Origin of the sequence: Streptomyces sp. AP-93 (assembly GCF_022808175.1) — a bacterium.
In the GTDB taxonomy this organism is placed as follows: domain Bacteria; phylum Actinomycetota; class Actinomycetes; order Streptomycetales; family Streptomycetaceae; genus Streptomyces.
Genome location: NZ_JALGBX010000020.1, coordinates 35,877 through 61,171, shown reverse-complemented (window position 1 = coordinate 61,171; position 25,295 = coordinate 35,877). Strand labels below are relative to the sequence as shown.

22 protein-coding genes are annotated in these 25,295 nt (G+C 69.5%); 16 read left to right on the top strand and 6 right to left on the bottom strand.

The window, feature by feature from the left end; all coding sequences use genetic code 11:
• Nucleotides 1–18 precede the first annotated feature (18 nt).
• The 4 genes from MTF69_RS28975 to MTF69_RS28960 all read left to right on the top strand — a co-directional run bounded on the left by MTF69_RS28975 (nucleotide 19) and on the right by MTF69_RS28960 (nucleotide 2,684).
• Nucleotides 19–1,209, top strand: a complete 1,191-nt coding sequence (locus tag MTF69_RS28975; RefSeq protein ID WP_243339119.1) for a magnesium and cobalt transport protein CorA — start codon at nucleotides 19–21, stop codon at nucleotides 1,207–1,209.
• 478 nt (nucleotides 1,210–1,687) lie between these two features.
• Complete coding sequence (locus MTF69_RS28970; RefSeq protein WP_243339118.1) at nucleotides 1,688–1,903, top strand: hypothetical protein; 216 nt, start codon at nucleotides 1,688–1,690, stop codon at nucleotides 1,901–1,903.
• Nucleotides 1,904–2,065: a hypothetical protein gene (locus MTF69_RS28965; protein ID WP_243339117.1), complete on the top strand. Its 162-nt coding sequence runs from the start codon at nucleotides 1,904–1,906 to the stop codon at nucleotides 2,063–2,065.
• A gap of 28 nt (nucleotides 2,066–2,093) precedes the next feature.
• Nucleotides 2,094–2,684 (top strand): hypothetical protein, encoded by a 591-nt coding sequence (locus tag MTF69_RS28960; protein ID WP_243339116.1) that lies wholly within the window; start codon nucleotides 2,094–2,096, stop codon nucleotides 2,682–2,684.
• Between the two features lie 116 nt (nucleotides 2,685–2,800).
• On the opposite strand, the gene MTF69_RS28955 is transcribed toward MTF69_RS28960, so the two are convergent.
• From MTF69_RS28955 to MTF69_RS28945, 3 genes are all read right to left on the bottom strand, one after another.
• On the bottom strand, nucleotides 2,801–4,048 hold the full coding sequence (locus tag MTF69_RS28955) for a site-specific integrase (RefSeq protein WP_243339115.1): 1,248 nt from the start codon (nucleotides 4,046–4,048) through the stop codon (nucleotides 2,801–2,803).
• A 53-nt stretch (nucleotides 4,049–4,101) separates the two neighbouring features.
• The gene (locus MTF69_RS28950; protein WP_243339236.1) at nucleotides 4,102–4,368 is read right to left on the bottom strand and encodes an AlpA family transcriptional regulator; all 267 of its coding nucleotides are present in this window, start codon (nucleotides 4,366–4,368) and stop codon (nucleotides 4,102–4,104) included.
• A gap of 246 nt (nucleotides 4,369–4,614) precedes the next feature.
• Nucleotides 4,615–4,866: a helix-turn-helix domain-containing protein gene (locus MTF69_RS28945; RefSeq protein ID WP_243339114.1), complete on the bottom strand. Its 252-nt coding sequence runs from the start codon at nucleotides 4,864–4,866 to the stop codon at nucleotides 4,615–4,617.
• Between the two features lie 566 nt (nucleotides 4,867–5,432).
• On the opposite strand from MTF69_RS28945, the gene MTF69_RS28940 reads away from it, so the two are divergent.
• The 5 genes from MTF69_RS28940 to MTF69_RS28920 all read left to right on the top strand — a co-directional run bounded on the left by MTF69_RS28940 (nucleotide 5,433) and on the right by MTF69_RS28920 (nucleotide 10,493).
• Nucleotides 5,433–6,353 carry a hypothetical protein gene (locus tag MTF69_RS28940; RefSeq protein WP_243339113.1) on the top strand — a complete coding sequence of 307 codons (921 nt, stop codon included), beginning with the start codon at nucleotides 5,433–5,435 and terminating at the stop codon, nucleotides 6,351–6,353.
• Nucleotides 6,350–7,048 (top strand): ATP-binding protein, encoded by a 699-nt coding sequence (locus tag MTF69_RS28935; RefSeq protein ID WP_243339112.1) that lies wholly within the window; start codon nucleotides 6,350–6,352, stop codon nucleotides 7,046–7,048. The genes MTF69_RS28940 and MTF69_RS28935 overlap by 4 nt, the downstream gene beginning before the upstream one ends.
• Before the next feature lie 856 nt (nucleotides 7,049–7,904).
• Nucleotides 7,905–8,300, top strand: a complete 396-nt coding sequence (locus tag MTF69_RS28930) for a plasmid mobilization relaxosome protein MobC (protein ID WP_243339111.1) — start codon at nucleotides 7,905–7,907, stop codon at nucleotides 8,298–8,300.
• Complete coding sequence (locus MTF69_RS28925) at nucleotides 8,297–9,997, top strand: relaxase/mobilization nuclease domain-containing protein (RefSeq protein ID WP_243339110.1); 1,701 nt, start codon at nucleotides 8,297–8,299, stop codon at nucleotides 9,995–9,997. Before MTF69_RS28930 ends, MTF69_RS28925 begins: the two co-directional genes overlap by 4 nt.
• Before the next feature lie 112 nt (nucleotides 9,998–10,109).
• Complete coding sequence (locus MTF69_RS28920; RefSeq protein ID WP_243339109.1) at nucleotides 10,110–10,493, top strand: hypothetical protein; 384 nt, start codon at nucleotides 10,110–10,112, stop codon at nucleotides 10,491–10,493.
• A gap of 110 nt (nucleotides 10,494–10,603) precedes the next feature.
• Here the strand turns inward: MTF69_RS28920 and MTF69_RS28915 are convergent, their stop codons facing one another.
• Entirely contained in the window at nucleotides 10,604–11,158 is a 555-nt protein-coding gene (locus tag MTF69_RS28915; RefSeq protein WP_243339108.1) for a flavoprotein, read from the bottom strand.
• The gene (locus MTF69_RS28910) at nucleotides 11,155–12,432 is read right to left on the bottom strand and encodes a helix-turn-helix domain-containing protein (RefSeq protein ID WP_243339235.1); all 1,278 of its coding nucleotides are present in this window, start codon (nucleotides 12,430–12,432) and stop codon (nucleotides 11,155–11,157) included. The genes MTF69_RS28915 and MTF69_RS28910 overlap by 4 nt, the downstream gene beginning before the upstream one ends.
• Nucleotides 12,433–12,608: 176 nt before the next feature.
• On the opposite strand from MTF69_RS28910, the gene MTF69_RS28905 reads away from it, so the two are divergent.
• From MTF69_RS28905 to MTF69_RS28875, 7 genes are all read left to right on the top strand, one after another.
• Nucleotides 12,609–13,049, top strand: a complete 441-nt coding sequence (locus MTF69_RS28905; protein WP_243339107.1) for an ATP-binding protein — start codon at nucleotides 12,609–12,611, stop codon at nucleotides 13,047–13,049.
• A 2-nt stretch (nucleotides 13,050–13,051) separates the two neighbouring features.
• On the top strand, nucleotides 13,052–14,371 hold the full coding sequence (locus tag MTF69_RS28900) for a UDP-N-acetylglucosamine 1-carboxyvinyltransferase (protein ID WP_243339106.1): 1,320 nt from the start codon (nucleotides 13,052–13,054) through the stop codon (nucleotides 14,369–14,371).
• On the top strand, nucleotides 14,368–15,588 hold the full coding sequence (locus MTF69_RS28895) for a bifunctional metallophosphatase/5'-nucleotidase (protein WP_243339105.1): 1,221 nt from the start codon (nucleotides 14,368–14,370) through the stop codon (nucleotides 15,586–15,588). Before MTF69_RS28900 ends, MTF69_RS28895 begins: the two co-directional genes overlap by 4 nt.
• The gene (gene dcd / locus MTF69_RS28890) at nucleotides 15,585–16,121 is read left to right on the top strand and encodes a dCTP deaminase (protein WP_243339104.1); all 537 of its coding nucleotides are present in this window, start codon (nucleotides 15,585–15,587) and stop codon (nucleotides 16,119–16,121) included. Before MTF69_RS28895 ends, dcd begins: the two co-directional genes overlap by 4 nt.
• The gene (locus MTF69_RS28885; protein WP_243339103.1) at nucleotides 16,118–16,654 is read left to right on the top strand and encodes a deoxycytidine triphosphate deaminase; all 537 of its coding nucleotides are present in this window, start codon (nucleotides 16,118–16,120) and stop codon (nucleotides 16,652–16,654) included. The genes dcd and MTF69_RS28885 overlap by 4 nt, the downstream gene beginning before the upstream one ends.
• Nucleotides 16,651–17,748, top strand: coding sequence for a glycosyltransferase family 4 protein (locus MTF69_RS28880; protein WP_243339102.1), 1,098 nt, complete (start codon nucleotides 16,651–16,653; stop codon nucleotides 17,746–17,748). Before MTF69_RS28885 ends, MTF69_RS28880 begins: the two co-directional genes overlap by 4 nt.
• An 88-nt stretch (nucleotides 17,749–17,836) precedes the next feature.
• On the top strand, nucleotides 17,837–18,898 hold the full coding sequence (locus MTF69_RS28875) for a serine hydrolase (protein ID WP_243339101.1): 1,062 nt from the start codon (nucleotides 17,837–17,839) through the stop codon (nucleotides 18,896–18,898).
• A 188-nt stretch (nucleotides 18,899–19,086) separates the two neighbouring features.
• Here the strand turns inward: MTF69_RS28875 and MTF69_RS28870 are convergent, their stop codons facing one another.
• Entirely contained in the window at nucleotides 19,087–25,218 is a 6,132-nt protein-coding gene (locus MTF69_RS28870; protein WP_243339100.1) for a hypothetical protein, read from the bottom strand.
• Nucleotides 25,219–25,295: the final 77 nt, after the last annotated feature.

Here is a 25,295-nt window from a genome sequence, read left to right as displayed (position 1 = left end):
ACCGGGAGCTGACCTGCGATGTCGGAGCGACCAGACCGCCGCCCCTCGCCCCCGTCCGCGCCCGCGCCCGCGCCCGCGCCCGCGAAGCGTGCGGGATGGCGGCGCCCGACCGCCTCTCCCTCCGCTCCCCCGGCCACACCCCCACGGGCTCCGAAGCCGCCCCCGCCGGCCCCCACCCCCGCGGACCACCGCAGCGTGATCGACTCCGCGGTCTACCGCGACGGCGTCCGGGTCGCCTCCCCCACCACCCTCGCCGACACCTTCCGCCGGCTGCGCGAACAGCCCGACGGCATGGCATGGATCGGCCTGCACCGCCCCACGGAGCCCGAACTCCACTCCCTGGCCGACGAGTTCAACCTCCACCCGCTCTCCATCGAAGACGCCCTGGAGGCCCACCAGCGCCCCAAGCTGGAGCGCTACGGAGACACCCTCTTCGTCGTCCTGCGGGCCGCCCGCTACCTGGACGCGCTGGAGGAGGTCGACTTCGGCGAGCTCCACATCTTCGTCGGCCCCGACTTCCTGATCACGGTCCGCCACGGCGCGGCCCCGGACCTCTCGGCGGTCCGCCGCCGCATGGAGGAGTCCCCCGAACTCCTCTCCCTCGGCCCGGAAGCCGCCCTGTACGCCATCCTCGACGCGGTGGTCGACGGCTACGCCCCCGTCGTCGAGGGCGTCCAGATCGACATGGACGAGATCGAGACCGAGGTCTTCAGCGGCGACCCGGAAGTCTCCCGCCGCATCTACGAACTCTCCCGCGAAATGGTCGAGTTCCAACGCGCAACCCGCCCCCTGGTCGGCATGCTCCACAGCCTGATGGCCGGCTTCGCGAAGTACGGCACGGACGAGGAACTCCAGCGCTACCTCCGCGACGTAGCCGACCACGTCACCCACACCAGCGAACGCGTCGACGGCTTCCGCCAAGCCCTCACAGAAATCCTCACGGTCAACGCCACCCTGGTCTCCCAACAACAAAACGCCGAAATGCGCGCCTTGGCCGAGGCCGGCTTCGAACAGAACGAGGAAATCAAGAAGATCTCCTCCTGGGCGGCCATCCTCTTTGCACCCACACTCGTGGGAACCATCTACGGCATGAACTTCGAGACGATGCCCGAACTCCAGTGGGCGGGCGGCTACCCCTTCGCAATCCTGCTGATGGCAGTGGTCTGCGTAAGCCTGTACGTCATCTTCAAGAAGCGCGACTGGCTCTAGCCGACGAGCGAGCACCACCGATCGAATTCGCTAGAGCAAACATGCCCCAGTGTCTAACTCAGGGCCCTGGGGAGAATCTGGGGAGAATTGGCGGCGCCGGGGAGCGGGCCGAGCCCTCCCCCACCTGCTGCTCCACGCTCTCCGAGCGCCTCGGCTCCCCGCGGACAGCCCCCGCTGACCGTCACGGAGAGTGCCGCGCGAAGGTCCGCTTGGCAGGGACGAGCACCACGGCTGGCCCTCGCACATGGCCCACCACGTTGACCGATGAACCCATGCCCCTGCCCCAATCCCGAGAGGGCCCGCCGCCCGCCCGGGGCGCCGATGGCGGCATGGCTGGTCCCCTCCAAAGACGCACCTCGCGCCGCAGTAGGGAAGGAAGCCCCCGCAGGTGACGGCCACAACAGCGAAAGTCGTCTCCCGCTCACGCTCGCGGCAGTACGTTGGGGCCCCACTTTGGATCCCATTGGAGTCAACAGCCGTGAGTCTGACCGATGTTGTTGGAGAGATTGCCGCAGGGTCGGCCGTCGCGCTGGCCAGTGGGGCTGTGACAGGCGGGGCGGCGTGGGTCGGCCTTAAGGTCCGAGAACTCGTACGCCGTGGATCGACCGCCGAGCAGGACGCCGTGATCGCCGTATTCGATGACCAGGACGCCACGTCGGATGAGCTCGTGGGTCGGCTGACACCGCTGATTTGAGTGCACCTCGACGCGCATCCGGAGGCCATCCCCGAGTTCAAGGCTCTGACCATGGAAGGAACCACCGTGTACAACCAGCAGAACACGGGGAGCGGACTGTTCATCGGCGGCGACAACCACGGCGGCCTGACGATCAACCATGGTGGGCTCGCACGTGACTGACCGACCGCCGGAGGGCGAGAAGAAGGTCGTGAACCAGACGAACCACGGTTCGGGCACGTTCGTGGCCGGCAACGTCCTCGGCAGCATCGTTAACCTCTTCATGCCCGCGCAACGACGGGCCCGCCCTGCGCCACCGAGCGGGCCAGAAGTGGCAGAGGACGACTACGACGACATCAGTGGGTCGCTGTTCGGATCCGCCTTCCTGGCAGCCATCTCCGGACAGGTAGTCTCCTACTGCGTCCGCGGGTTGCCCCTCTTCGGCACCGGCCCGACCCCCGGTCTGCCCACGAGGTTCTTGGCGGGGTTCGCCTTCGCCTACGCCTTCTTCGCCTGCGTCGCGATGTTCCTCGCACGGGCCGCGCAAGGTCTCGAAGTGTGGGCGGGACGGTGCGCCGATATCGCCGTCCAAACGAGAGTGCGACCTCTCGCGCAACTGCCGGCCAGCGTGGCCCGGATCTTGGCGACTGCATCCTCGGGAACAGCGACTACGGCCGCCCTCGTGGCCACCTTCTACGCGTGGGGTGACTTCGGCGGCAGTGTGCAGGAGAGGGCCTACCTCGCGCGCGATGGCGCCGCCATGAACGCTACGCGGGCACGCGCAGCAGTGCAGAGAGGCTGACCAGAGAGGCGCGAAGAGGGCCCGACTCTTCGCAGGCTCTGCGGGCGAATCACAGGCTTCGTGAAGCCTGTACAGCGAAAACGGGTGCCACAGCGCATGCTGTGACACCCGTTTTCTCACATATGGGCAAGGTTGTCCGGGACGTACTCGGGCACCGTGCCGAGCAGTGCGTCGATGGCCGCGCGTCCCTTGCCGCCGGCCTCCGGCATGAAGTGGGCGTAGTGGTCGAGGGTGATGGTCGGACTTGAGTGACCGAGCCACCGGGCGAGCGTGACGATGGACTCGCCCGCTTCGAGGAGGACCGAGGCGTAAGTGTGCCGGAGCACGTGGAAGCCGTCCTTGCGCGAAGCCTTCCACCGCGCACCCTTCTCCCGCGCGGGAATGACTCCGGCCGCTGCGAGGGCCGGCTTCCAGGCCTCGTCGTTGAAGATGTTGGCTCGGATGGCGTTGCCGTACGTCGTCGTGAGGATGAGCGGGAAGCTCTGCTTCTCCCGTTCGGGCTCCGGTCCGCCCCAGGGGAGCTCGACGTCCACCGCCGGATGGTCGAGGAAGTACGCGGCCAGCTCCGTGGCCACCGACCGGGGCATGTCGACGATGCGCGTCTTGCCACCCTTGGGCAGGGCGAAGTAGAGGCGCCCGGAGAGAAGTTGCACCTGCCTGCGCACTCGGATGACGCCGCGTTCGAAGTCGATGTCCTTCGGCGACAGCCCGAACACCTCTCCCTGGCGCAGTCCACACCCCAGCGCGACGACGACCGCGATCCGGTAGCGAGGGTTGATCACGTCCCGCACTCGCTGCGCCGTTGCCAGCGGCCACGCGTCACGATCCTCGTCGGGGGCCTTCGGCCAACGCACCGTCTTGGCCCGCATCGGGTTGCGGACGAGGCGCTTGTCGTCGATCGCGGTCTCGAAGATGTTCGACAGCGAGGTGAGGATCTGCCGGGCGTACCGCGGAGAGCACTCGCCTTCGAGCGTGGCTATGTAGCCACGCAGGACGGTCGCCGACACATCGCGCAGCGCCACCGCACCGAGGTGCGGAAGGATGTGGAGTCGTACACGCTCGTCAACTCGCTTGACCGTGCCGGGCGCGCCGCGAACGCCGGCACGCCAGTGGCGCGTGACGAAGTCCGTCAAGGTGATGGAGCCGTCGCGCGGGTCGACGAACTCGCCTCGTTCACTGTCGGTGCCGGACCGCCGGAGCCACCCTTTGGCGTCCTCCAGCACGTCGAACGACATGTCCCGGACGCCCGGGATTCCAGCGACACGATATCGGGACCCCTTGCCGTAACGGGTCGTACGCTCACGCTTCCCGGTGACGGGATCCTTCTTCTTTTTGATCCAACGGTCTTCTATATAGCCAGCCAAAGAATTCCTCGGGGTAAGGGTCGGGCGTAGGGAGGTAAGGCCGGGCAGAGCGGTCAGGTCGTGACCGGATACCCGGCGCGGCGCTGCGGGACGGAATTCACCGGGCTTAGGGAGGTATTGCTGCGGGAGTCCGCCTGCTCCTGTTCCCGGATCCACTCGTCAAGTGTTTGGATCCGGTACATCACACGTCCGCTCCGCCCCATCCGAAAGCTCGGCGGACCTTGGCGACGGTGCCGCCACACGTAAAGGGTGGCGGGCGACAGCCCCAGGTATTCGGCGGCTTCACCCACGTTCAGAAAACCCCTCCCCAGCGGCGACATACGGGGAGACGTGCGGACATTCGCCAGCAATTCACTGTCACAAGCAACACTTCGCACGCATCGAACCTTCGGGGTCTTCCGTCGGCAACCTGCGGCGACGGACATCGGGCATGACAAGCCCGCCCCCGCTTGCTGTCAGGCAGGTGGAGCGGACTACTTCAATGGTCTGGAGAATCCCCGGTTTGGCTGACCGGGGATCGTCGGGTATAAGCCGGGGCGGCGTCACCGCACACCCATCCCAGCCCCCTACGTCACGGGCTGGAGCAGGGCGAGTGGGGAGACACCGAGGGCGGCCGCAATGGCGACGAGGTCATCCACGTCGCAGCGCCGGCGGGTGCGTTCGATGCGAGACAGCATGGTGTTGGTCATGGGGTGGCCGAGCTCGGTGACACGGGCAGCGAGCTCGCGCTGGGCGAACCCGCGCGAGGTGCGCAGGCGCTCGATGGCACCGGCGGTCCGTTCTCCGGCGGGACCGATTTCCGTAGCTCTTCGGGGCATGCGTCTGTTGTAGCTCGGGTTCCCGGGTTCTCGTAATCACGGAAGCCCAGACATGGGACTTTGGGGCCCGTTTCACGGAGAACGAACTGGCGATTCGCGCATAGGCGGCCATTGCGGAACTAGGGCCCATCTCGGATCACAGAGGTACGCACACCATCAGTGGTCCGGCGGCGGAAACATAGATCGCCTCGCCTACCCCGGTCAATGGCTTTCGACGTTCGATCTTCGCCGCTCTCCCTACGCCGTCGACTTTTTGGTCAACCGGGGATTCGCCCTTACTGTGAAGACGTTCGCGATCAGCGATGCGCTCTGACGCTTTTCGAGTGCGGATTCGCTGGACTTCCGCGGGCTGGGTGTGGCTGTCTTGGCCAAGCACCCCTGACAAAGGAATCGGCTCCCGGCGTTGCAGCGCCGAGAGCCGATGGGAGTCCCTTGTCCAAACCGCCCACTCCTGAACGGATCTGAGGAACGTCTATGCCCAACAGTACGGCCGAAGCAGCCGTCCGCACACCCGCGCCCACCGCGGCGTCGCCGTCCCAGCAGCAGGCGAAGGCGGGGCGATAGGCATGGCACGCATCCGCACCATCAAGCCTGAAGCCTTCAGCTCCGAATCACTGGCCGCCGTCAGCATCACCGCGGAGCGGACGTTCTTCGGTTTGCTCACCCAGGCCGACGACCACGGCCGGTTCCGTGACCAGTCCGCCGTCATCGCGGGCCTCTTGTGGTCCCTACGACCCGAACACGGCCCGATCGAGGTCGAGGACGACCTCACCCAACTCGCCGGCAATGAACTCATCTGCCGGTACGAGGGCGAGGACGGCAAGCGGTACCTGCACATCGTGACCTTCTCCAAGCACCAGAAGGTCAACCGCCCCAGCGGTGTCCGGCACCCGAACTGCCCCTACCACGACGGCGGCCGGGTACCCCTGACTTCACCGCTGGCGCAGGGAGGGCTCCGTGAGGCGTCCCTGCCCCATCAGGCAACCGTCCCGGAGCTCGCACCCGCACCTCATGCCGCTTCGATGATCCCCGTATCCGCAGGTCAGGACGGATTCAGTGAGCCCTCCGTGCAGCATCAGGGGGAGGTGCGGGAGCCGGCGCCGAGCCCTCACGGTCCGGATCTAGGACCTAGGATCATGGATCTAGGATCTCCGTTGGGAGGCGCGAGCGCCCCCGCCACACCCCAGACCGCAACGGCCCAGCAACTGGTCGCCGAGTACGTCGCCGCGTGCGGGAAGCGCCCTCCGGAGAGGGTCCTGGGCCATGTCGGCCGGGAGATCAGCAAGTTGCTGCACGAAGGCATCGACCCGGACCACATCCGAGCCGGAGTCGACCGCATGCGCCTGAAGAGCCTCTACCCGAGTCTGCTGCCCAGCCTGGTCAACGAGGCCATGAACCCGCCCCAGGCCACTGCTGGCGCCCGCAGGGCCCCTCAGCCGTACACCAACCCCGTTGACGCCGAAGCCGCTTACGGAGGCCAGCTGTGACCACCGCGACACGCGAACCCCAGCGTGCTGGCACCCTGACAGCCCGTCTCCAGGCCATTCTCGCTGCCAAGGGCATCGACCCCGACACCGTACCCGCCGGGCCCACGGTGGAGCCGGTGACCGCCCTGGAACTCGCCGACCGCCGCATCCCGCCCCGCTACCGCGAGGCACTCGCCACCCAACCCGAAGTCCTGGGCTGGGTGGAGGCGGTCACCCGCGCCGGGCGGAACGGGCCGGCCGGTACCCGGGGCATCGCCTACGGCCCTTCGCTGCTGATCGCCGGAACCACCGGCATCGGCAAGACACATCAGGCCTACGGAGCCGTCCGCTCGCTGCTGGCCGCCGGAGTACGCCTGCGCTGGCAGGCGGTCACCTCCGCCGACCTCTACGCCCAGCTCCGGCCCCGGCCGAACCACGACCCCGAGCGGGAGATCCAAGAGCTCGGCCGGTGCCCGCTGCTGATCCTGGACGACCTCGGCGCGGCCAAGCAGTCCGAGTGGACCGAGGAGCTGACGTACCGGCTGATCAACCGCCGCTACACCGAGATGCTCCCGACCCTGATCACCACCAACCTGCCGATCGCGGAACTCCGCAACGCAGTCGGGGACCGCGTCGCCTCACGCCTGGCAGAGATGACCACCCGCGTCATCCTCACCGGCCCGGACCGCCGACGTACCCAGCCGTCGGGCTCCTGACCACCACGGTCCCCACCCGGGTCGGTCCCCGTCATCGTGGGGACCGAACCACTGGCCCGAGCCGTTCGGGGACCGTCCCCACCCCGGTCCCGGTCCCCTCCCCATCACGGTCCCCAACCCGGTCCCCGTCCCCAAACTGACCCCGGTCCCGCCTGACAGCGCCCTCCCCCAGGAGGGGACCGACAGCAGTTGATCGGGGACCGTCCCCTGATTGCGCTGCGCGCGCCGGCCACCACGGGGACCGGTCCCCAACTCTGTTTCCGCAGGTCACCCCCGCCTGACGTCCCCCTACTCAGTGGGGTCCGTCCCCACGGTCCCCGCCCTCCGGGACCGCCCTGCGGCGGTTCGGGGACCGTCAGGTCACCACGTCGGGGACGGTCCCCACCCATGACTACGGGGACCGAGACGGGACCGGTCCCCCACGCCCCTGCCGCCGGGGACCGAGCGCCTCCCCGAAACGGGGACCATCCCCGCTCGGTCCCCGGACAGCACCGGCAGCGTCTCGCGTCACGAGCGAGCGGTCCCCAACCGGTCGACCCCGCCCAACAGCCCCTTCACACGACCAGCCTCTACCGCTTCAAGGACACGCATGCACAACCCACCGCACGACCGTCCCACCCACGGCGAGCACATGCCCTCGCTTCCAGCCTCAGGAGGAGCAAGTTGTACCCAGAGCATTGCTCCCGTCGGGAGCAATGCTCTGGGCTCCCCCGCCCCAGGAGTGGCGGGAGCGGACCGGCACCAGGAGGCGCCGGTCCTTCGGGACGCGGCCGAGGCCGGGCCGCACCACGAATCGGAGGGACAGCACACCTGCCACACCCCCCGCTGCACGCACACCGCCCCAACGACATCGCACGTGCGCCAGCGTGAGCGCCTGCTCGCCGAGAAGAAGCGCATGCACCAGCCCAGTTGCCGCATGAACGACGATGAATTCCAGCTCCTCACCCACGCCGCGGCTGCCTGCCGCATGAGCACCGCCGGCTTCCTCGCCCACTCTGCTCTGAAGGCAGCCCGCGACCTCGAACACACCGAAGCCGAGATCGCCACCCACCGGGACATGGTCAGAGAGCTGTTCGCGCTGCGCCGGGCCCTCGGCCAGATCGGCAACAACCTGAACCAGGTCGCCACCGTCCTGAACTCCGGCGCCGATGCCCCGCACGCCAAGGCGGTCCTCGACGCTGTCCAGCGGACCGCCGAGCGCGTGGACGACTTCACCCAGCGCTACGTAGAGACGGAGACTCCCGCCGGATGATCCCCCGCGTCCACAAGATGGGCAGCCGCACCATCGGCCTGATCCGCTACCTCTACGGCCCCGGCACCCACGAGGAACACACCGACCCGCACCTCGTGGCGGCCTGGGACAGCCTCGTCCCCGACCCCGGACGCAACCCGAAAGCCACTTACGCGGACCTGCAAAGGCTCCTCGACCAGCCCGTCGAAGCCCTGCCCAAGTCACGGCGCCCCACTGAGCACGTGTGGCACCTGTCCGTACGCGCCGCGCCCGAGGACCCGATCCTCAGCGACGAGCAGTGGGGCGACATCGCCCGCCGCATGGTCGCCGCCACTGGCATCGCCCCCGACGACGACACCGCCGCCTGCCGCTGGGCAGCCGTCCGCCACGCCGACGACCACATCCACATCATCGCCACCACCGTCCGCGAGGACGGCCGCCGGCCTCGCCGCCACAACGAAGCCAAGCGCTCCCAGGCCGAAGCCCGTCTCATCGAGGCCCAATACGGCCTGCGCCGCCTCGACACCGGTGACGGAACCGCAGCCCAGCGCCCCACCAGCGCCGAACGCCACAAAGCCGACCGCCACCAGCGGGAACGCACCCCGAGGGAGGAACTGCGCGAGAGCGTCCGACGCGCGGCGGCCGGTGCCCGGAGCGAGGAGGAGTTCTTCGGCCGCCTCACCCATGCCGGTGTCCTCGTAAAGCAGCGCGTGGCGCCGTCCGGGGACCTCCTCGGCTACACCGTGGCCCTGCCCGACGACCGAAACAAGCACGGCGAGCCCGTCTTCTACTCGGGATCCAAGCTCGCCTCCGACCTCTCCTTGCCCCGCATCCGCGAACGCTGGACCCCATCGGCAGAACCCTCCTCCGACGAAGTCATCTCACCGGAGCAGCCCGCTCTCCCGCCGGTGACCGGCCCGGCGTACGCCCGCCGCCGCGCGACCACGGCGACCTGGCAGGCGCTGCTGCTCATCGAGCACGGCGACGACGGCACGGCAGCAGCCGGGATCGCCGCTGCCGGCGAGGTCCTCGACGCGCTCGCCGACACCTCCGCCGCCCATACCCGACGAGAACTCCGTGATGCAGCCTTCGCGTTCGAGCGGGCATCCCGCTCCCACGTCCGCGCCGTACGCGGGCACGACCGCGCCCTGCGCCAGGCCGCGTACGACCTCGTCCACAGCGGACCTGCCCTCGATCGCGGGGAGGACGGCGCCACCACCGCCATGCTCATCGACACCGCGTTCTTCCTCGTCACCGCGGCGGCGAACTGGCACGCCAAGAAGAAGCACGCCCAGCAAGCCGAAGCCGCGCACCAAGCCGCCGGACACCTGCGCGCCGCCTACGAGATCACGGCCGCCCAGCCAATGTCCGTACTCCACCAGCGAGGCCGCTCCCTGCCACTGCAACGACGACAGGCAGTCGTCCTACGCCAGGCGCTGCCCGAGATCGCCGAACAAGTTCTGGCCGAGCCGGGCTGGCCCGCCCTGGCGGCCACACTCGCCGATACCCGGGCCGCAGGCCACAACCCGGCCCACCTCCTCGTAGAAGCCACGCGGCACCGGGAGCTGGACAGCGCCACCTCCGTCAGCGACGTCCTCGTCTGGCGGCTCCGCCGTCTCGCGCACCTGCCTGCCGATCCCGCAGCATCGCTCCCCCAGCGCGTGGTGACCACACAACCCGCTCCGAAGGCCGCGAACAACGCCTCCCGCCGCCGCTGACGCCCGGACGTGGCCGTCCCCATATAGCCGACGATCCCCGGTCAGCCAAACCGGGGTTTCTCCGGAGCATTGAAAACATCACCACCGGCCCCATCTCGTAAGGAACCCCCGCATGCCCGAAACCGAACTGCGCATCGAAATCATCGCCCTGCTGTTGGACGCGGACTTCAAGCTCCGACCCGACACCAACACCTGGTCCCACAGTGACGGGCGCCCCTTCACACGGGCCGAACAGGCCACCGCCTTCCAGGCCACGCGCGCCGAACTCGAAGCCGTGGCAGCACTGAGCGCCCGCAACGCCGCGGCTGCCCTCGAGCAGGACACCGCCGTGGAGGCCCTCATCGAGCTCTTGTACTCGTACTTCGCCCGGCACCCCGAAGCCCGCATGGTCATGGACGTACTCCCGCACATGACAGAGGAAGACCGCACCGAGTACAAGCGCCTGTGCGCCATCGCCGCTCCGGATGGCGGCATATACCTCCCCTACGAAGACTGACGGGCCCTGAACAGCACTCTGCGACCGGTGACCGGGTACCTCCCGGTCACCGGTCGCAGGCGTTCCCGATGCGCAAGTCCGGCAGGCCTTACCCACTGGCAGTCGCAGGATCAGTGGTGGGCGGCCCCTGCCGCCAGCAACGGAGCCAGGAGGTCGACGGCTTCCTCCCAGCGGAAGCGGTCGGCGCCGCCGCCGGACTTCGGGCGGTGGGGCTCGTAGCTCCCGACCAGGACGCCCATCTCGCGGAGCTCGGCAAGGCTCCGCTGGTACGCGCGGTGGGCGGCGAGAGCCGTGTTCACGTAGGGCAGGACGACGGTGGGGATGCCCATGCCCGGGGCCTCGCAGAGGATGCCGAGGGCAAGGTTGTCCGCGAAGCCGGCCGCCCACTTGTTGACCGTGTTGAAGGTGGCCGGAGCGACGGCGATCGCATCGGCGGGCGGGAAGGACCGTGCGTCCTCGGGCCCGCGCCAGGCGGAGCGGACGGGGTAACCGGTCCGGTCCTCGATCGCGGACACGTCGAGGAAGGGCAGCCCCTGCGGGGTGGCGACGACGCCGACGTCCCAGTTCCGCTCGTGCGCGGCGTCGATCAGCTTGCCGACGTCGCCCGCGATCCCCGCCGCGCAGACGACGACGTACAGGAAGGGCTTGGGCTGCGGCTCGGTCACGCGGGTACTCCCAGTCGGCGGCTGAAGTGGTGGAGCTCTGGCAGCGTACGCCGACGGTCGCGCGCCGCCATGTCGGCGACCAGGTCCCGGACGGCTGGGCGTCGTACGTCCTGGGCTGCGCAGGTCTCCGCGATCCGCAGGGCCTGGTAGCCGTCGGCGAGGCGGCCCTGCTGTGCGTAGGCACGGGCGGCTTCCACCCACAGGGCGGCCCGGCGCTCGGGAACCGGGATGTGGCGGCGCATGAGCGGACGGGCGATGTCGAGGGCGACGCCCGCGTCGCCGAAGGACACGGCCGCGCTGACCTCGTGGAGGGCCACGTTGGTGGGGCTGAAGTTCGCCCAGGCGTCCGGGTGGTCCAGGGCGACGTACTTCGCCACCTCCTTGGCCTCGGCCAGGAACTCTGAGGTGGCAGCGCGGTCCCCAGCTCTACTGGCAGCCGTGACTCCGCGCAGTAGCAGCAATCCGAGCACAGAGAGGTGGTGGTGGGGCTGCCGGTCGTACGCACCGGTGAGTTGTGAGGCCGTGTGCTTGATCAGCGTCACGGCCTGGCCGGCGTGCTGTTCGCGGACCAGGACGTGCGCGTGGAGGCGGACGCTGGCGGCGAGGACGAGCGGATCGCCGGAGCGTTCGGCCTCGGCCATCGCGCGCCCGACGGCGAGCCACGCCGTGCCGGGGTCTCCCTGTTTCAGCAGGAGGCTGGCCGAGGTCTGGTAGGCCGTGGCCAGGAAGCGGGGAAGCTCCTCGGCCTGCGGGGAGTCGGCGATGCAGTGGCGGAGGTCGGTGATCAGGCCAGGAAGGGTCCGCTCCAGCTCCGCGTAGTCGCACGTGCTCCAGAGGCGCCGGATGGCCGTTGCCCGGTTTCGTAGCTCCCCCGAATCCGGCGCTTCCGTCGTCGGAGCCGTCGGCATCCCGGGCAGGAGCGCCTGGACGAGCGCGGGGTGCGCAGCCGTCGGCGCGACCGAGGCTGTGAGCACGGTGACGCTGGCGGCAAGGAAGGTACGGCGGCGCAGCATTTCCTCTGTCTCCGGATCGTGGGGATCGGCTTCCGGGGCGGCCTCCGCCAGACCGAGTCTGGCCGGGGGAATGCGCAGGATGCGGGCGACGTCGCGCAGAACCCGGATGTCGTCAGTTCCGCGTCCGCCCTCCAGTCGGCTGATCTTCGACTGGTGATACCCCAGCTCGCCGGCCACGTCCGCTTGCGAGCGGCCCTGTAAGACCCGAGCCCGGCGGATCAGTTCACCGATCCGGTGCCCCTTGCCCTGCGTGTCGACCATCTCCGCCACGGCCCCTTCTGCCGAGACCGATCCTGCCTGCTCAACCGAGCCTAGCTGCAACGAACTTGCCCGCCATGCACAACGTGCATGAACGATGCAGGGGCTGCACGGCACGTCGCGGGGCCGCCTCCTGACCCGCTTGCCTGGTGGAACCGCACCCCTCCAGGAGGCTGCTCATGGAAGTGCACGAGGTCACGCTGACCGTCACGAGTTCGCCCGAGGGCGCTGCTCGTGCCCGGCATCAGGTGATGAACGAGATCAGAGGCTGGCGCTCGGTCATCGGCACCGACGGCATGTACGTAGCAGAGGCCGTGGCCGGCGAACTGCTGGCGAACGCCGTTCAGCACACCGGAAACGGAGCTGCTTCCGTGACCGCTCGCCTGCGCGGGAGCCGATTGCGCTTCGAGGTCCGCGACCGAAGTTCAGCCCTCCCCCACGCACGCCCACCCCGTACGGACGCCGAGGACGGCCGCGGGCTGCTGATCATCGACGCACTCGCCGACCGGCACGGCGTCGACCACAGCGCCGGCGGCAAATCCTGCTGGGCCGAGCTCGATCTGTCCGTACCCACCTCGGTCACGCCGTCCATCACGCAACCTCCCCTGCAAAGGAGTTGAACATGGCACCTCATCGAGCTCTTGCGACGAGCGCGGAGGTCATCGCCGTACGTCCGGGGAGGCCCCTCTCCGGTTCGGTCACCGTCGACGGCTCCAAGAACGCCGCCCTGCCGCTGCTGGCCGCCGCAGCAGCCGTGCGCCGGACCATCCAGCTGGAGAACGTCCCCGCCAGCGCCGATGTCCACTGGATGCTCACCTTGATCCAAGGGGCGGGCTGGCACGTCGCCCGAGCCGTGGGACGACCCGACAGCGTGGTGATCATGCCCCCTGACGCCGTACCCGCGGAACTCGACCTGGCCCCGGCCGCACGGATCCGCGCGTCGTACTACCTGGTGCCCGCACTCCTTGCCCTACAGGGGAACGCCCTGCTGCCCTGGCCCGGGGGATGCCGGATCGGAGAGCGCGGCATGGACCTGCACTTCAAGGTGTACGAGGCGTTCGGAGACCGTGTCGCCGTCCATGACGAGGGCTATGACATCGAGGCCGGTCGACCAGCCACCGGAACGGTCTCCCACACGTTGCCGTTCCGGTCACGCGGTGCGACGGTCGTCGCCGTCCTGCGTGCGGTCGTCGCGGGACGTTCGCTGCGCCTCGGTCGGCCGAACCTGTCGCCTGAAGTCCTCACTGTGCTGGAAGCTCTGCGCTCGGCGGGATGGGAGGCCCGAGCCGGCGAACAGGTCCTGGACCTGAGCCGGGCAGCGGCATCACCGGCCGAGATGCCGGCTTGGCGCGTTCCGGGCGACAAGATCGAGGCAGGCACCCTGGCCTGCGCCGTCGCCGCCACCGGTGGGACCGCGCGCATCGAGGGCGTCCAAGGTCGGGATGTGGTGCCGTTGCAGGCAGCCCTGCAACGGCTGGGCATCCCCACCGCGGTACGGGAGGACGTCCTCCTGGTCGACGGGAGCGCCGCCCGGCCGACGGGCCGTCCCCTTCGAGTCATCGCCACGCTCGCCGTCGGCGGCCTGGACGCCGATTTCGAACCTCCCCTGATGGCACTGGCCCTCGGCCAGCCCGGGACACACCTGTTCGCCGACTCCATCAACCCCGGCCGCCACGGAAACCTGCTGCCCCAGCTGGCCCGGCTCGGCGCGAAGATCGAAGAGATCTCCCCCACCGAATGCCGGCTGACCGGCCCGCAGCGCCTCACGGGAGCCGGGGTAGAAGCCACCGACATCCGCACCGGCTCCGCGCTCATGGTCGCGGCGCTGACCGCCCGCGGTATCACCACCCTCGGCGGAGTCGACCAGCTCCGCCGCGGCCACGCCGACCTGCCCGGCAAGCTCCTCCACCTCGGCGCCGACATCTGCGAGGTCGCGCCATGACCACGGCTCGTTCTCTGCGTCAGATCATGGCGACCACCGACGTCCACTCCGCCCTCGGCACCGGCGGCCCGCTGCTCGGGCACCTCCACCAGGCACGCGCGGACAGCCTGCTGGTGGACTGCGGCGACTTCTTCGAGGGCACGGGGTACTACCGCCTCGGCCGGGGCGCGCTCGAACGGGACATCCTGCTCGCCCTGTACGACGTCGTCGCTCCCGGGAACCACGGCTGGCCGCACTACTTCGAGCCGGGCCTCCACCAACGGACCATATGCGCCAACGTCGTCGAGGACTCCAGCGGCAACGCGCTCTTCCGCCGTCTGCGCATCGTGGACATCGCAGGCCGACGGACGGCCGTCACGGCCGTGATCGGCCAGCAGGCGTTCAAGTCGATCCCGGCCGGGCAGCGGTCCGGCCACCGCGTCACCGATCCAGTCCACGCCCTGCGCGAGCTGATGCTCGCGCACCACCACAAGGTCGACTCCTGGGTCCTCCTCAGCCACTCCGGCTTCGAGCAGGACCTCCAGCTCGCCGAGGCGTGCCCCTTCCTCGACGTGGTCTTCGCCGGCCACTGCCACAGCGAACACACGGGACCCGAACGGGCCGGCAGCACCCTCGTGCTCAAGGGCCAGGAACTCGCCGTCGGCTACGCAGTCGCCGAGCGCTCCCCCGAAGGCTGGGTCGGACGGACCGCCCGTTTCCCCGACACCTCGGGATCCGTCCTACCGACCGAGTTGGCCTCCGTCCGTCAACAGATCGCCTCCATCGACGCACAGCTGGCCGAGCCGCTGGGACGTCTCGTCGCGCCCTATCGGAACAAGCCGCTCGACCGCCACGCCCTGCTCCGAGAACTGGCCGACCGGCTGCGCAGCGGACTGGGTAGCGAGGCCGTCGTCCTCAACGAGACCGCCGTGCGCACGACGCTGCTCGGCGAAGTCCTCACCGCCGGAGATCTGCTGGCCATCGAGCCGTTCGACAACAGCCTGGTCGAGGCCCAGGTCGCGCCGGCCTTCCGTAACGACCCCGCTGCACTGCTGACTCACCTCACCGAGCCGGCGGGACCCCTGATCACCTCCCCCAATCCACTCCCCGTCGGTCTGACGAGCGTGCTGACCACCGACTACCTGGCCGACACCCGTCTCGGTAGCCGATCCCACCCCGTCGGCCTCAGCCTCGGCTCGGCGATCCGGCACATCCTGACCAACGGAGACGACCAGTGATTCTCACCGGACCCGAGATCACCTCCGCCTCGATGGACGGACGGCTGCGGATCTCCCCCTTCGTGCCGACCCAGGTCAACCCGAACAGCTACAACGTCCGCCTGGGCGGGACCCTGCTCACCTACACCGACCAGGTACTCGACGCCCACCGGCCGAACCCCACCCGCCGCACAGAGATCGGCGACGACGGCCACGTCCTGCAGCCCGGCGAGCTGTATCTCGGCCACACCCTGGAGGAGGTGGGATCCGACCTCTTCGTCCCCCTGCTCTTCGGTCGCTCCTCCGTCGGCCGACTGGGGCTCTTCGTCGAGATCACCGCACCCATCGGTGACATCGGCTTCCACGGCCAGTGGACGCTGATGCTCACCCCGACCCGTCCCGTGCGCGTCTACGCCGGGATGAAGATCGGGCAGATCATGTTCTTCGTCTCCGAGGGCGCCATCGATCTGTACGAGGGCAAGTACCAGGCTGCCTCCGGGCCCCAGCCCTCCTCGTACTGGCGCGACCTCGACGGTACGGCGGTGACCTCGTGATCCTCACCGGACCGGCCATCGCCGCCGCCCGCCAGGCGGGCCGCATCACCATCGACCCGTACGACCCGGATCGCCTGTCCCCCAACGCGTACGACTGGCGCCTGGGCAGCACGCTCCGCGTCTGCGAGGGCGACCTCGACGCCGCCAGTCCCACAACCTTCTCCGAACTCGCCCTCCCCGTCGACGGCTACGTCCTGGAGCCCGGCCACCTCTACCTCGGCCACACTCTGGAACGGACCGGCTCCGAGACGTACGCCCAGCTCCTCAACGGCGACCGGACCACCGGCTCCCTCGGCATCTGGGTCCACGTCTCCGCGCCGCTCGGGCACCAGGGGCACGCGATCCGCTGGACCCTGGAGATCCGAGCCACTCGCCCCGTACGCGTCCGGCCCGGCATGACCTTCGGCAAGCTCGTCTTCCTCCGCACCCACGGCTCCCCCGCCAGCTACCAGCAGCACGGCCTCAAGTACCGCACCAGCGAAGGCATCGAGACGTCACGCCTCTACGAGGAGAATCCCGGAGGCCGCCGGTGAACCGCGTCGTCGCCACCGCCCTCGACCTGCCGTTCCCCAGCCCCGGCGGAAGCGTCGAACTCTTCCTCGACCTCTACGCCGGCACCCAGCCCGCCATCCCCGCCCGCGCCTTCATGCTCGCCGCCGACGGCCCCCAGCCCCGCACCCCGATCGGCATCGACCTGCTGCACGCGTCCGGCAAATGCCTCGACGGCCACGCCTTCAGCCGGTACGTCACCAACCTGCGCCACGCCATGACGGCCGCCATCGACCCGCGCCAGATCAGCGTCGTGCACCTGCACCACCTGACATTCGGCGCCACGCCCGCCCTCCTGCGGGCCCTACCCGCCCACCCCCGGATCGCCTTCGTCCACGGCACCGACCTCCTGCACGCCGAGAACCACACCACACAGCTGCGCGTTCTCCGCGAGACCGCCTCCGCTGCCGACGCGATCGTCGTCCCCACCGGCGCCATGGCCGACCGCCTGCTCAAGCTCGCCCCCAAGACGGACAGGCGCAAGATCGAGAAGATCCCCTGGGGCATCCCCGACCGCCTGCTCACCAGCCCACCGCCCCGGCCCGCCCGACGGCCTACCAGCCACCTGCGGATCCTCTTCGCAGGCCGCCTCAGTTCCGAGAAGGGCCTCGAACCCCTCCTCCAAGCCGTCGCGGCCACCCGCTCGGTCGAGCTGAGCATCGCCGCCCCGCGCGCCCAGTTCCTCGACCTCGCCCCGGTCATCCGCCAGCTCGGCGTCCACGTCCGCTACCTCGGCTGGTTCCGCCGCCCCCAACTGTGGAAGGCCTTCGCCGACCACGACGTGCTCGCCGTGCCCTCCACCACCCTGGAGGCCATGGGCCTCGTCGCCCTCGAAGCCCAGGCCTGCGGACTCCCCGTCCTCTACCAACCCGTTCCCGGACTCAGCGAAGCCCTCTCCGGTACCGGCCTGGCCACCGACTTCACCAACCCCACCACCGCCGCCCACGACCTCCACCGCCTGCGCACCACCCCAGGCCTCTTGGAGATGCTCCGCGCATCCGGCCGCACCAATGCCGCCCGCTTCCCCCTCAGCGCCACCGCCACGGCCATCGCCGATCTCGGCCGACAGCTCGCCTGACACCACCCGTGGCGCAGCCGGCACCGCCCCGGACGCGTCACTAACCTGTCCAACGGACCACCCGCGGGCCCACGACGATCGGGAGACCATGACCCACACCACCGACCGGATCGAAGACCTCCTCCAGACCGGCGTACGCGACGAGGTCTACCCCGGCGCAGTGTGGGCGGTCGGGAACGCCGACGGCATCCAGGCCAGCGGAGCCGTCGGCCTCCTAGACCCCAACCACCCGGACGAGCCGATGCGGCTGGACACCGTATTCGACGTGGCCAGCCTCACCAAGATCCTCGCCGTCTGGTCCACGATCGGCACCCTGGTCGAAGAGGGCAAGCTCCAGCTCCACACCCCCCTGGGCACCTTCTGGGACGAAGTCGCAGGCCACCCCCTAGCCCGGGCCACGGCCCACCACCTACTCACCCACACCGCAGGCCTGCCCCTGCGCGCCAACCTGAAGAACCTCTACGGCACCGACCCCCAGGACATCCGCGACGGCGTCCTCCACGAATCTCTCCACCGCCCACCCGGCGAAGCCGTCGAGTACACAGACCGAGCCGCCCTCGTCCTCGGCTACCTCGCCGAGCACCTCTCGGGCCAGCCCCTGGACCGACTCGCCACCGACCGCATCTGGAACCCCCTGGGCATGATGCAGACCCGCTTCGGCCCGCTCCCCGATGCCGAGGCGGCCCGCTGCGCCCCCACCGAGTACGACGAGACCACCGACACGCACCTCAAGGGCACCGCCCACGACTTCTCCGCCCGCCTCCTCGACGGCGTCTGCGGCATCGCCGGCACCTTCTCGGTGCTCGACGACCTGGCCCGCTTCCTCCGCCACATGCTCGCCCCCACCCAAGCAGCCTTCGGGCCGGCCTGGATCGAGGAATCCCTCCGCGTCCAAACTGGCGACCTCACGCCCGCCCGCGGCCTCTTCTGGCACCCGGCCCCCGGCACTGCCCCCACTGAGGGCATCTGGGTCCACTACGGCTTCACGGGCACTGGCACGTGGATCAGCCCGCAGCAGGGCAGATGGTCCGTCCTCCTCACCAACAAACTCCGCTTCAACCGTGACCGCGAACCCCTAGCGGAGATCCGCAACGCCTTCCGTGCCACCGCGTTCGCGGCGCCGGGCCAGCTCATGGCCTCACGTTCTTAGCTGAACCGGGCCCGCATGTGGCTGGTTCGAAGAGGTCACGGGTGAGACCCCTCCAGGGCGGGGCCTCCTCGTCGCCGCGTTCGCCGCTCGCTGCGCTGCAGATCCGTCCCCGCCTGGCAGGAAGTCATCTCGACCAAGCAGGAACCGGCTCCGGAGCTGCCGGGCAGAAGCTCGCCCCTGCCTCGGTGTCAGCCCTGCAACATCACGCACCTCCGGAGCAACGGTTCCAGACGCAACTGGTTCCCCTGATGATCGAACACCTGAAGCGCATCGAGGCAGGTAACGATCCAGCGGGCCTCATCTTCGTCCTCGATCCGAACCGCTACGGCGGTCACCGCACTCTCCAGGTCAAACGTGTCCTCCATGAACTCCTCGGCGAGAGACCGGTAGCCGGTCACGAGCAGCGGGGCCGCATACACGCCGGTCGCCTCGGCAAACGCGCGAGCCTCGGTCCGGTCCCCGCACACAACGGCCAGCCGGTCCAGCACCGCGTCCGAATCGCCCAGTTCGCCGTGAAGGCGGTGGGCCCGGTCGACCAGGATCGGCCAGCCTCCGGTCAGCTCGTGGAGACGGTCCAGGCGGTCCTCCGTGTGGAACTTCTCGACCCGTTGGGCCCAGCTGTGCAGGCTGCGGCGGTCGTGTCGTCGCAGTACGACGGGAGCCGCCGAGGTGCGTTCGGTGCCCGTCAGCAGGGGGCGCCACAAGCCCAGCTGGGTGGGATCCGTGACGACGACCACGGCACGGGTCACCCCCGGCGTGGCGGGCAGCAGCTCCTCAGCCAAATCGACGGCCTGTCGGGGAGCCTCGGGCCGGGCGTCCGGATAACGGGCGAAGTCGCTGATGACGACCCGTCGTTCCCGGGGGCGGCCGCCCGTGAGCTCCTGCTTGTAGACGCTGGGCTTGCCGACGGGCGGCAGCGTCCAGCCGACGATCCGTCCGGCAATCTCACGGAGGGTGTCGCCGACGTCTCCGACACCCGTCGCCGTGGTGCCGAGGACGACCCTCGTCTGGTTGGACCGCTCGCCGAGAAGGTCGTCGAGCTGGGTGATGGTGAGCGGAGCCGGCCGATTGTCGAGCAGCTCGGGACGACCCTCTTGCACGATGCTCTCCTGGAGCTCGCAGTCGCGTTCGGCCCTGAGCAAGCGGGCGTCCACCTCGTGGGAGGTTCCGATCATGCGCAGGGCGTTCGGACCCCTCAGGTGCCAGCCCTGCCCGTCGTGGTTGGGCGCGAGCACTCCTAGGCCCACCATCTCGGAGAGGTAGGCGCGGAATCCTTCCGTGTCGAGCTGTTCGAAGCCCTTGCGCCAGAACGTCTCGCACTCCTCGCGCAGTTCGGCGTCGCTCAGTCGAACCTCAAGGCCACGATGGCGCGCGTGATAGGCCAGCACGTTGGCGATCACGTCGTAGCGGTGGTCAAGGCTCAGGGTGTCCTTGAACGCCGCCGAGATACCGTCCCTGAGACCGGTGTCCGACTCCACGACCTCGATATCGGTGATCTCCACAGCGTACGGGGGCCCCTCGGCTCCGCGCCTTGCCCGCTTGCGGTGCATCACCTCGACCAGCCGGTGGCCGAACATCTGCAGCAGGAACGGCTGGTAGGAGCAATATCCGAGAACCCGGTTGATGAGATCCATGTCCTGGAACTCGAAGCCGAGCGCCCGCATCGGGTCCACCAACAGTTCGGCGGCGGACTGGGGTGCGAGCGGGCCGATCACCTTCGGAGTCTGCGCGAGGTGGCCGAACGGTCCGTTGCTGGCGAGCTTGGAGAACCGCTGCACGGAGTGCAGGCCGGCGAAGACGACCTTGGCGCGATCCTTGGTGTCGGATCCGAGGCCCTTGAGCTTCTTGGTCTGCTCGAAGCGAGGAGCGTCCGCTTCGAAGAACTGGTCGCACTCGTCGAGCAGAACGAGCAAACGCCGGCGGGAATCCCCGTCGAGCCAGGCGCGGATGCCAGCACGGACCCGTTCGGAGATGTCCTGCCCCGACCTGCGACCCGGCTGCCCGCCCAGCACCTCAGCCGCCCGGAGCTCCCGATCTAGGACGCTCCACAGCGCCTCCGGCCCCAGCGAGCTGCCCTTTCCGATGTTCTCCTGATCGAGGTTCACGTACACCGCGAGCTGGTAGCCGGGGCGCTGCTCTTCGAACCGCTCTCCGGCATCGCTAAGCAGGGCGGACTTGCCGAGTCCCCGGCCGCCGAAGATGACCTGCGTGCCGTGCGGGTCCAGAACGCTCTTGCGCTCGGCGTCACGGCCGTAGAACATCTCGCCGCCGATCCGGCCACGCTTCTCCCGGATGTACGGGTTGACACCGGAGAACGGCAACAGTGTCTGCGTGGCCGTGCTGACCTGTCGATTGCCCCGTGCCGCAAGGTAGGCCAGGGCGGCATCGTCCACTACCACCATCGGCTGCAGCCGATCGGAGCCGACGGCGATTTCGACGCGAGCCTCACGGCTCAGCGTGCCGAAGTAGAGGACGAGGAGACTCGCTCCGCTGTTGTCGCGCTCCGCCAGGCTCATGACGACCTTTGCGGGCGGGCGGCCCCAGACCATCAGCACACGAAGGCTGCCGCCCTGCTCCCGGATCTGCGAGCCGAACGCGGGCGCCTTCGCCCTGCCGTTGATCTCCACCTCAGTCGCCTCGAAGAGGCGGAACTCTCGCCGGCGCAGGTGCGGGGATCGCTCGTCGAGCGGCCTGGCGCTCTTGGCCTCGTATCCGAGCAGTTTGAGGAGCGGCGGCAACTGCCGCTTCGCGGACACGTCGAGCCGGTCCTTCGGCTCGGTCGCACCCAGCACCCGCCACTCGTCGAGTACGTCGGCTGCCAGAGCCGCCTCGTCGGTCGAGAGCGTGCTGTAGTCCAGGATGGGGATGCCCGTGTGCGTTCCGCCGGACCGGACGAGGTCGACGAGGGCATGGTCCACGCCCTTGGGCAGCCCCTCGGGCACGGCCGGGAAGAAGTCCGTCAGGTGGGACTCACCACCGTCGATCTCCGGGACGTCCTCGCCGATCTCCAGGAAGTAGACGAGGTCGGCGGCCGTGGCCAGACCACCGGTGTCCAGGTGCCGCAGGACCTGCGCACGCAGCTCCTCGCTTGGGTCCAGGGCGTCGAGCCGGGCCCGGATCCGGTCGGCCGCCTGCTGCCGGAAGGCCGGCAGGTCACCCCGCACGGCGTCGAGCGCTCGTCGTACGTCCACCAAGTCGTACGTGTCGGCCCCGTCGAGCTGGCCCCTGGCGTCGGCGAGGAGTTCCTGAAGGCGCAGATCCTGGTCGTCGGTCACGGCTCCGTCGGCCTGTGCGCGGTGCAGTTCGGCGACAAGATCGTCGTGGCTCCCACGCAACTCCCTGCGCCGGAAGGCCGCCTGAGACTCGATCTCGGCGGGAGAGGGTGGAGTGAATTCTTCGGCCCGTGCGCCGGACAGCAGCTCCCGTCCCGCCAACTCGACGAGAGCCCGAGCCGCGGCGAAGGCGTCGTGAGCGAGCCGCTCTGCGAGGGCGTCCTGCCAGCTCCGGTCGACGGCGGTGAACAGCCCGTCGAGCGACGGCTGCTCGCCGCGGCGGTCGCATACCTTCAGCAGTTCCGCGTCCAGCACGAGTTCAGGGTCCACGGGACCGCCGGGACGCGGGGGCGGGGTATTGCCACCGGCCAGCAGGGCGAACAGCTCCTCCATCGAGTCGCGTGCCGCCCAGGCTGATGCAGCCTTGACCCCGCCCGAGCCTCGCGCCAGCTGCTCCAGTTCACCCAGAGCCGTCTCCCGGCCGTCCAGCAGGGACCGCCGCAGCGAGGAGATCTCTTTGACCGCCCGGTTGCCGTCGGAGCGGTCGCCACGGCGGATGGTGTCGACCGCCAGACACCACTCCTTGGCCAGACCGACGGCTCGCTCCACGAGATGCACCAGGTCCTGGCGCCCGGAGCCCTGGAGAGGCTTGCCACTGGGTGAGCGGTGCTTGCGGTCCATTCGGTCGATCTCGTTGCTGATCTCGGGCAGCTTGGACAGACGCTCGGCCTGCTCTCGCACCTGGGCCAGCCCGTCGCGGTGGTCGCCGGCCACGGTCATGAGCAGCGATGCGAGCAGCCCGTCGTCGGACAGCCAGCGTTTCGCGATCTCCGTTGCCCGTGCGAAGCGAAGCCTCGGAGGCTGGAGCAGGACACGGCACTGCTCCAGCAACTCCCGCAGCCGCGCCTCCGCGCCGGAGACGTCGGCGCTGACCGCCAGCGGCGAGGCCATCATCAGTGCGCCGCTGAGGGTACGGTCCGCGACCGCGGTCGCCGCTTCCGCCAGCCGTTCCGGTAGCCGGGGCGCCAGAGACTTCAACTGGGCGCCCGCCAGATGATCCCCGGTGATCAACGCCGTACGCAACAGGGCGGGCAGCAGGAGGAGCTCGCTGCCTTCCGCGTCCCGGCCATCGTGTCCGATGTACCGCTGGAGCAGGTCCGCGGTCAGTCGGGCCCCCTGGCTGTCACCGGACGTCAGCAGCCCGGCGGCACCAGCCAGACGGAGCGCCGTCACCTGCGGTTCGGGGTGGCCGGACGCCCTCGCCACGTGGTGGGCGAGTCCGAAGCGCCGCTCCACGACCAGCCTCGTCAGAACCCGCTCGGTCGCGGCCGCGTCGGAATGATCCTCGATGGTGGCGGAGGCGAGAGTCTTCAGGGCGGGCTCAGCGGGCGGACCATGCTCATCGCGCGCCGCGGGGAAACTGGGCACGGATGCCGCGACCGCGCCGGAGGCGGCGGGCGAGGCCGTCAGTTCCGTTTCCGGTTCCGTGGTGGGGATCCTCGAGGCTGCCGCGGCCGGCACGTCGACGATCGCGATCGGACCTGGCGTAGTCGTCTGGGCAGGGGCTTCCGGTTCCGGTACGGCGTGAGGCCCGGAGCCCCCCGTGGCGCGGCCGTCAGGCCTCTCCGACAGCCCGTCCTCCTCCTCGGAGACCTGCTCGCCGTGCTCGGCGGTCGTGTCGTCAGCGGCGAGCTCCTCGGCTCCCCCGACATCGCCTTCGGTGGCCTCCGCCTCGGGGGATTGCGCGAAGGTCTCCTGCGGCTGGGCCAGCACCAGTTCAGGTGCCATGATCACCGCCATGGCACACGCGGGCAGCACCCGCACCATCTGGTCCTGCAGGGCCAGGATCTCCGTCGCCGCGTACGCCTCTCGCCCCACTCGGATCAGCCGTGCCAGGTCAGCCAGGACGGCGCTTTCCTGCCGTTGTGTCAGCTCCCAAACCTCTGCGTCCAGCAGACGGCGGGTCGCTCCCCTTACGGCTTCGGCGGCAACGGCGGCAGGGCCGTCCAGCTGGCCTGCGCATTCCAGCAGGTCCCGCAGCGTCCCCCGTACCTGGTCGTCATGGTCGCGTGCCGTCCGGTACTCACGTGCAGCCTGTGTCATGGCCTTCAGACTGCGGGGCACCCCGTTCACTCCCGCCGCGCGGAACGCCGCGTCGGCGCTGTCGAAGACGGCGCCCAGCGCGTCCAGTACGGCCAGATCCCCGTGATGCGGCGGAAGACCGTCGGCCACCGCACCCGTCACGTTCTCCGCGGCTCGCCGGGCCCCCGCGAGGGCCGACTCCAGCTGTCGGCACGCCTCCTCCGGGTCCGTCCTCTGCTCGGCGCCAGCTTCTTCGGACGCGATCACGGGCACGTCGTGCGGGACGCCTGAATTCGATGCGGCGCCCTTGGAAGCGACGGCCGTCCTGCCCGGCCTCGTACCCGCACCCGCGGACAGCCGCTCGACGCCTTCCCGTCGGCCGTCGAAGTCCGGGTACGCCGCCATGACGGACCGGGCCTCATCGGCCACAGCCGCCAGGCGTACGGTCTCCTCCTCATCGGCCGTCTCCATGAACCAGTCCTGGTCGGCCGCCCAGGCGAGAAGGTAGGCGTCGGCGACGGAGGCATTGCACCAAGCGAACACCGTGCCCCGGAGCAGTGTCGTGCCCCATCGGGAAACGGGCTCGGAGACGGTCTTGCCGTCCTGGGCGAAGGCGACTTCGATGATCTGATCCAGCACGGTGGTCGTGAGGTCCCTGATGCCGCAGCTGCAGGTGTGCTGCCGAGCGTCGCGCCGCATCCGGGAGAGCAGGTCCTGGCACAGGGCCCTGCCCGCCCGGCGAGGAGCCGCCATGCGGATGCCCAGGCCGCCCAGCAGCTTCTGCCGCTCCCTGGGCGGCAGGGAGTTGAAGGCGAGTTCCACCATGTCGACCGTGAGCTCGTTAAGAGCGGCGCCGACCGGGTGGTCCAAGGCGTTGAGTGCGGCGGCCAGACCTTCGAAGTCCTCGGCCGAGACGGTCGGCGGGGACAGCGGCGGCCCCGTGATGACGCGGTAGCGGTCGTGCATGTACGCCTACTCCGTTCTGTGGCCTTCAGTGGAAAGGACTCGCTCGACGCCGAGGAGCCGGAAGGGAGGAACAGGAC

Coding starts and splice junctions, on each gene's coding strand:
- MTF69_RS28975 (WP_243339119.1), top strand. CDS start 19: ATGTCGGAGCGACCAGACCGCCGCCCCTCGCCCCCGTCCGCGCCCGCG.
- MTF69_RS28950 (WP_243339236.1), bottom strand. CDS start 4,368: ATGTCGCCGCTGGGGAGGGGTTTTCTGAACGTGGGTGAAGCCGCCGAA.
- MTF69_RS28945 (WP_243339114.1), bottom strand. CDS start 4,866: ATGCCCCGAAGAGCTACGGAAATCGGTCCCGCCGGAGAACGGACCGCC.
- MTF69_RS28940 (WP_243339113.1), top strand. CDS start 5,433: ATGGCACGCATCCGCACCATCAAGCCTGAAGCCTTCAGCTCCGAATCA.
- MTF69_RS28925 (WP_243339110.1), top strand. CDS start 8,297: ATGATCCCCCGCGTCCACAAGATGGGCAGCCGCACCATCGGCCTGATC.
- MTF69_RS28920 (WP_243339109.1), top strand. CDS start 10,110: ATGCCCGAAACCGAACTGCGCATCGAAATCATCGCCCTGCTGTTGGAC.
- MTF69_RS28910 (WP_243339235.1), bottom strand. CDS start 12,432: ATGGTCGACACGCAGGGCAAGGGGCACCGGATCGGTGAACTGATCCGC.
- MTF69_RS28905 (WP_243339107.1), top strand. CDS start 12,609: ATGGAAGTGCACGAGGTCACGCTGACCGTCACGAGTTCGCCCGAGGGC.
- MTF69_RS28900 (WP_243339106.1), top strand. CDS start 13,052: ATGGCACCTCATCGAGCTCTTGCGACGAGCGCGGAGGTCATCGCCGTA.
- MTF69_RS28895 (WP_243339105.1), top strand. CDS start 14,368: ATGACCACGGCTCGTTCTCTGCGTCAGATCATGGCGACCACCGACGTC.
- MTF69_RS28875 (WP_243339101.1), top strand. CDS start 17,837: ATGACCCACACCACCGACCGGATCGAAGACCTCCTCCAGACCGGCGTA.
- MTF69_RS28870 (WP_243339100.1), bottom strand. CDS start 25,218: ATGCACGACCGCTACCGCGTCATCACGGGGCCGCCGCTGTCCCCGCCG.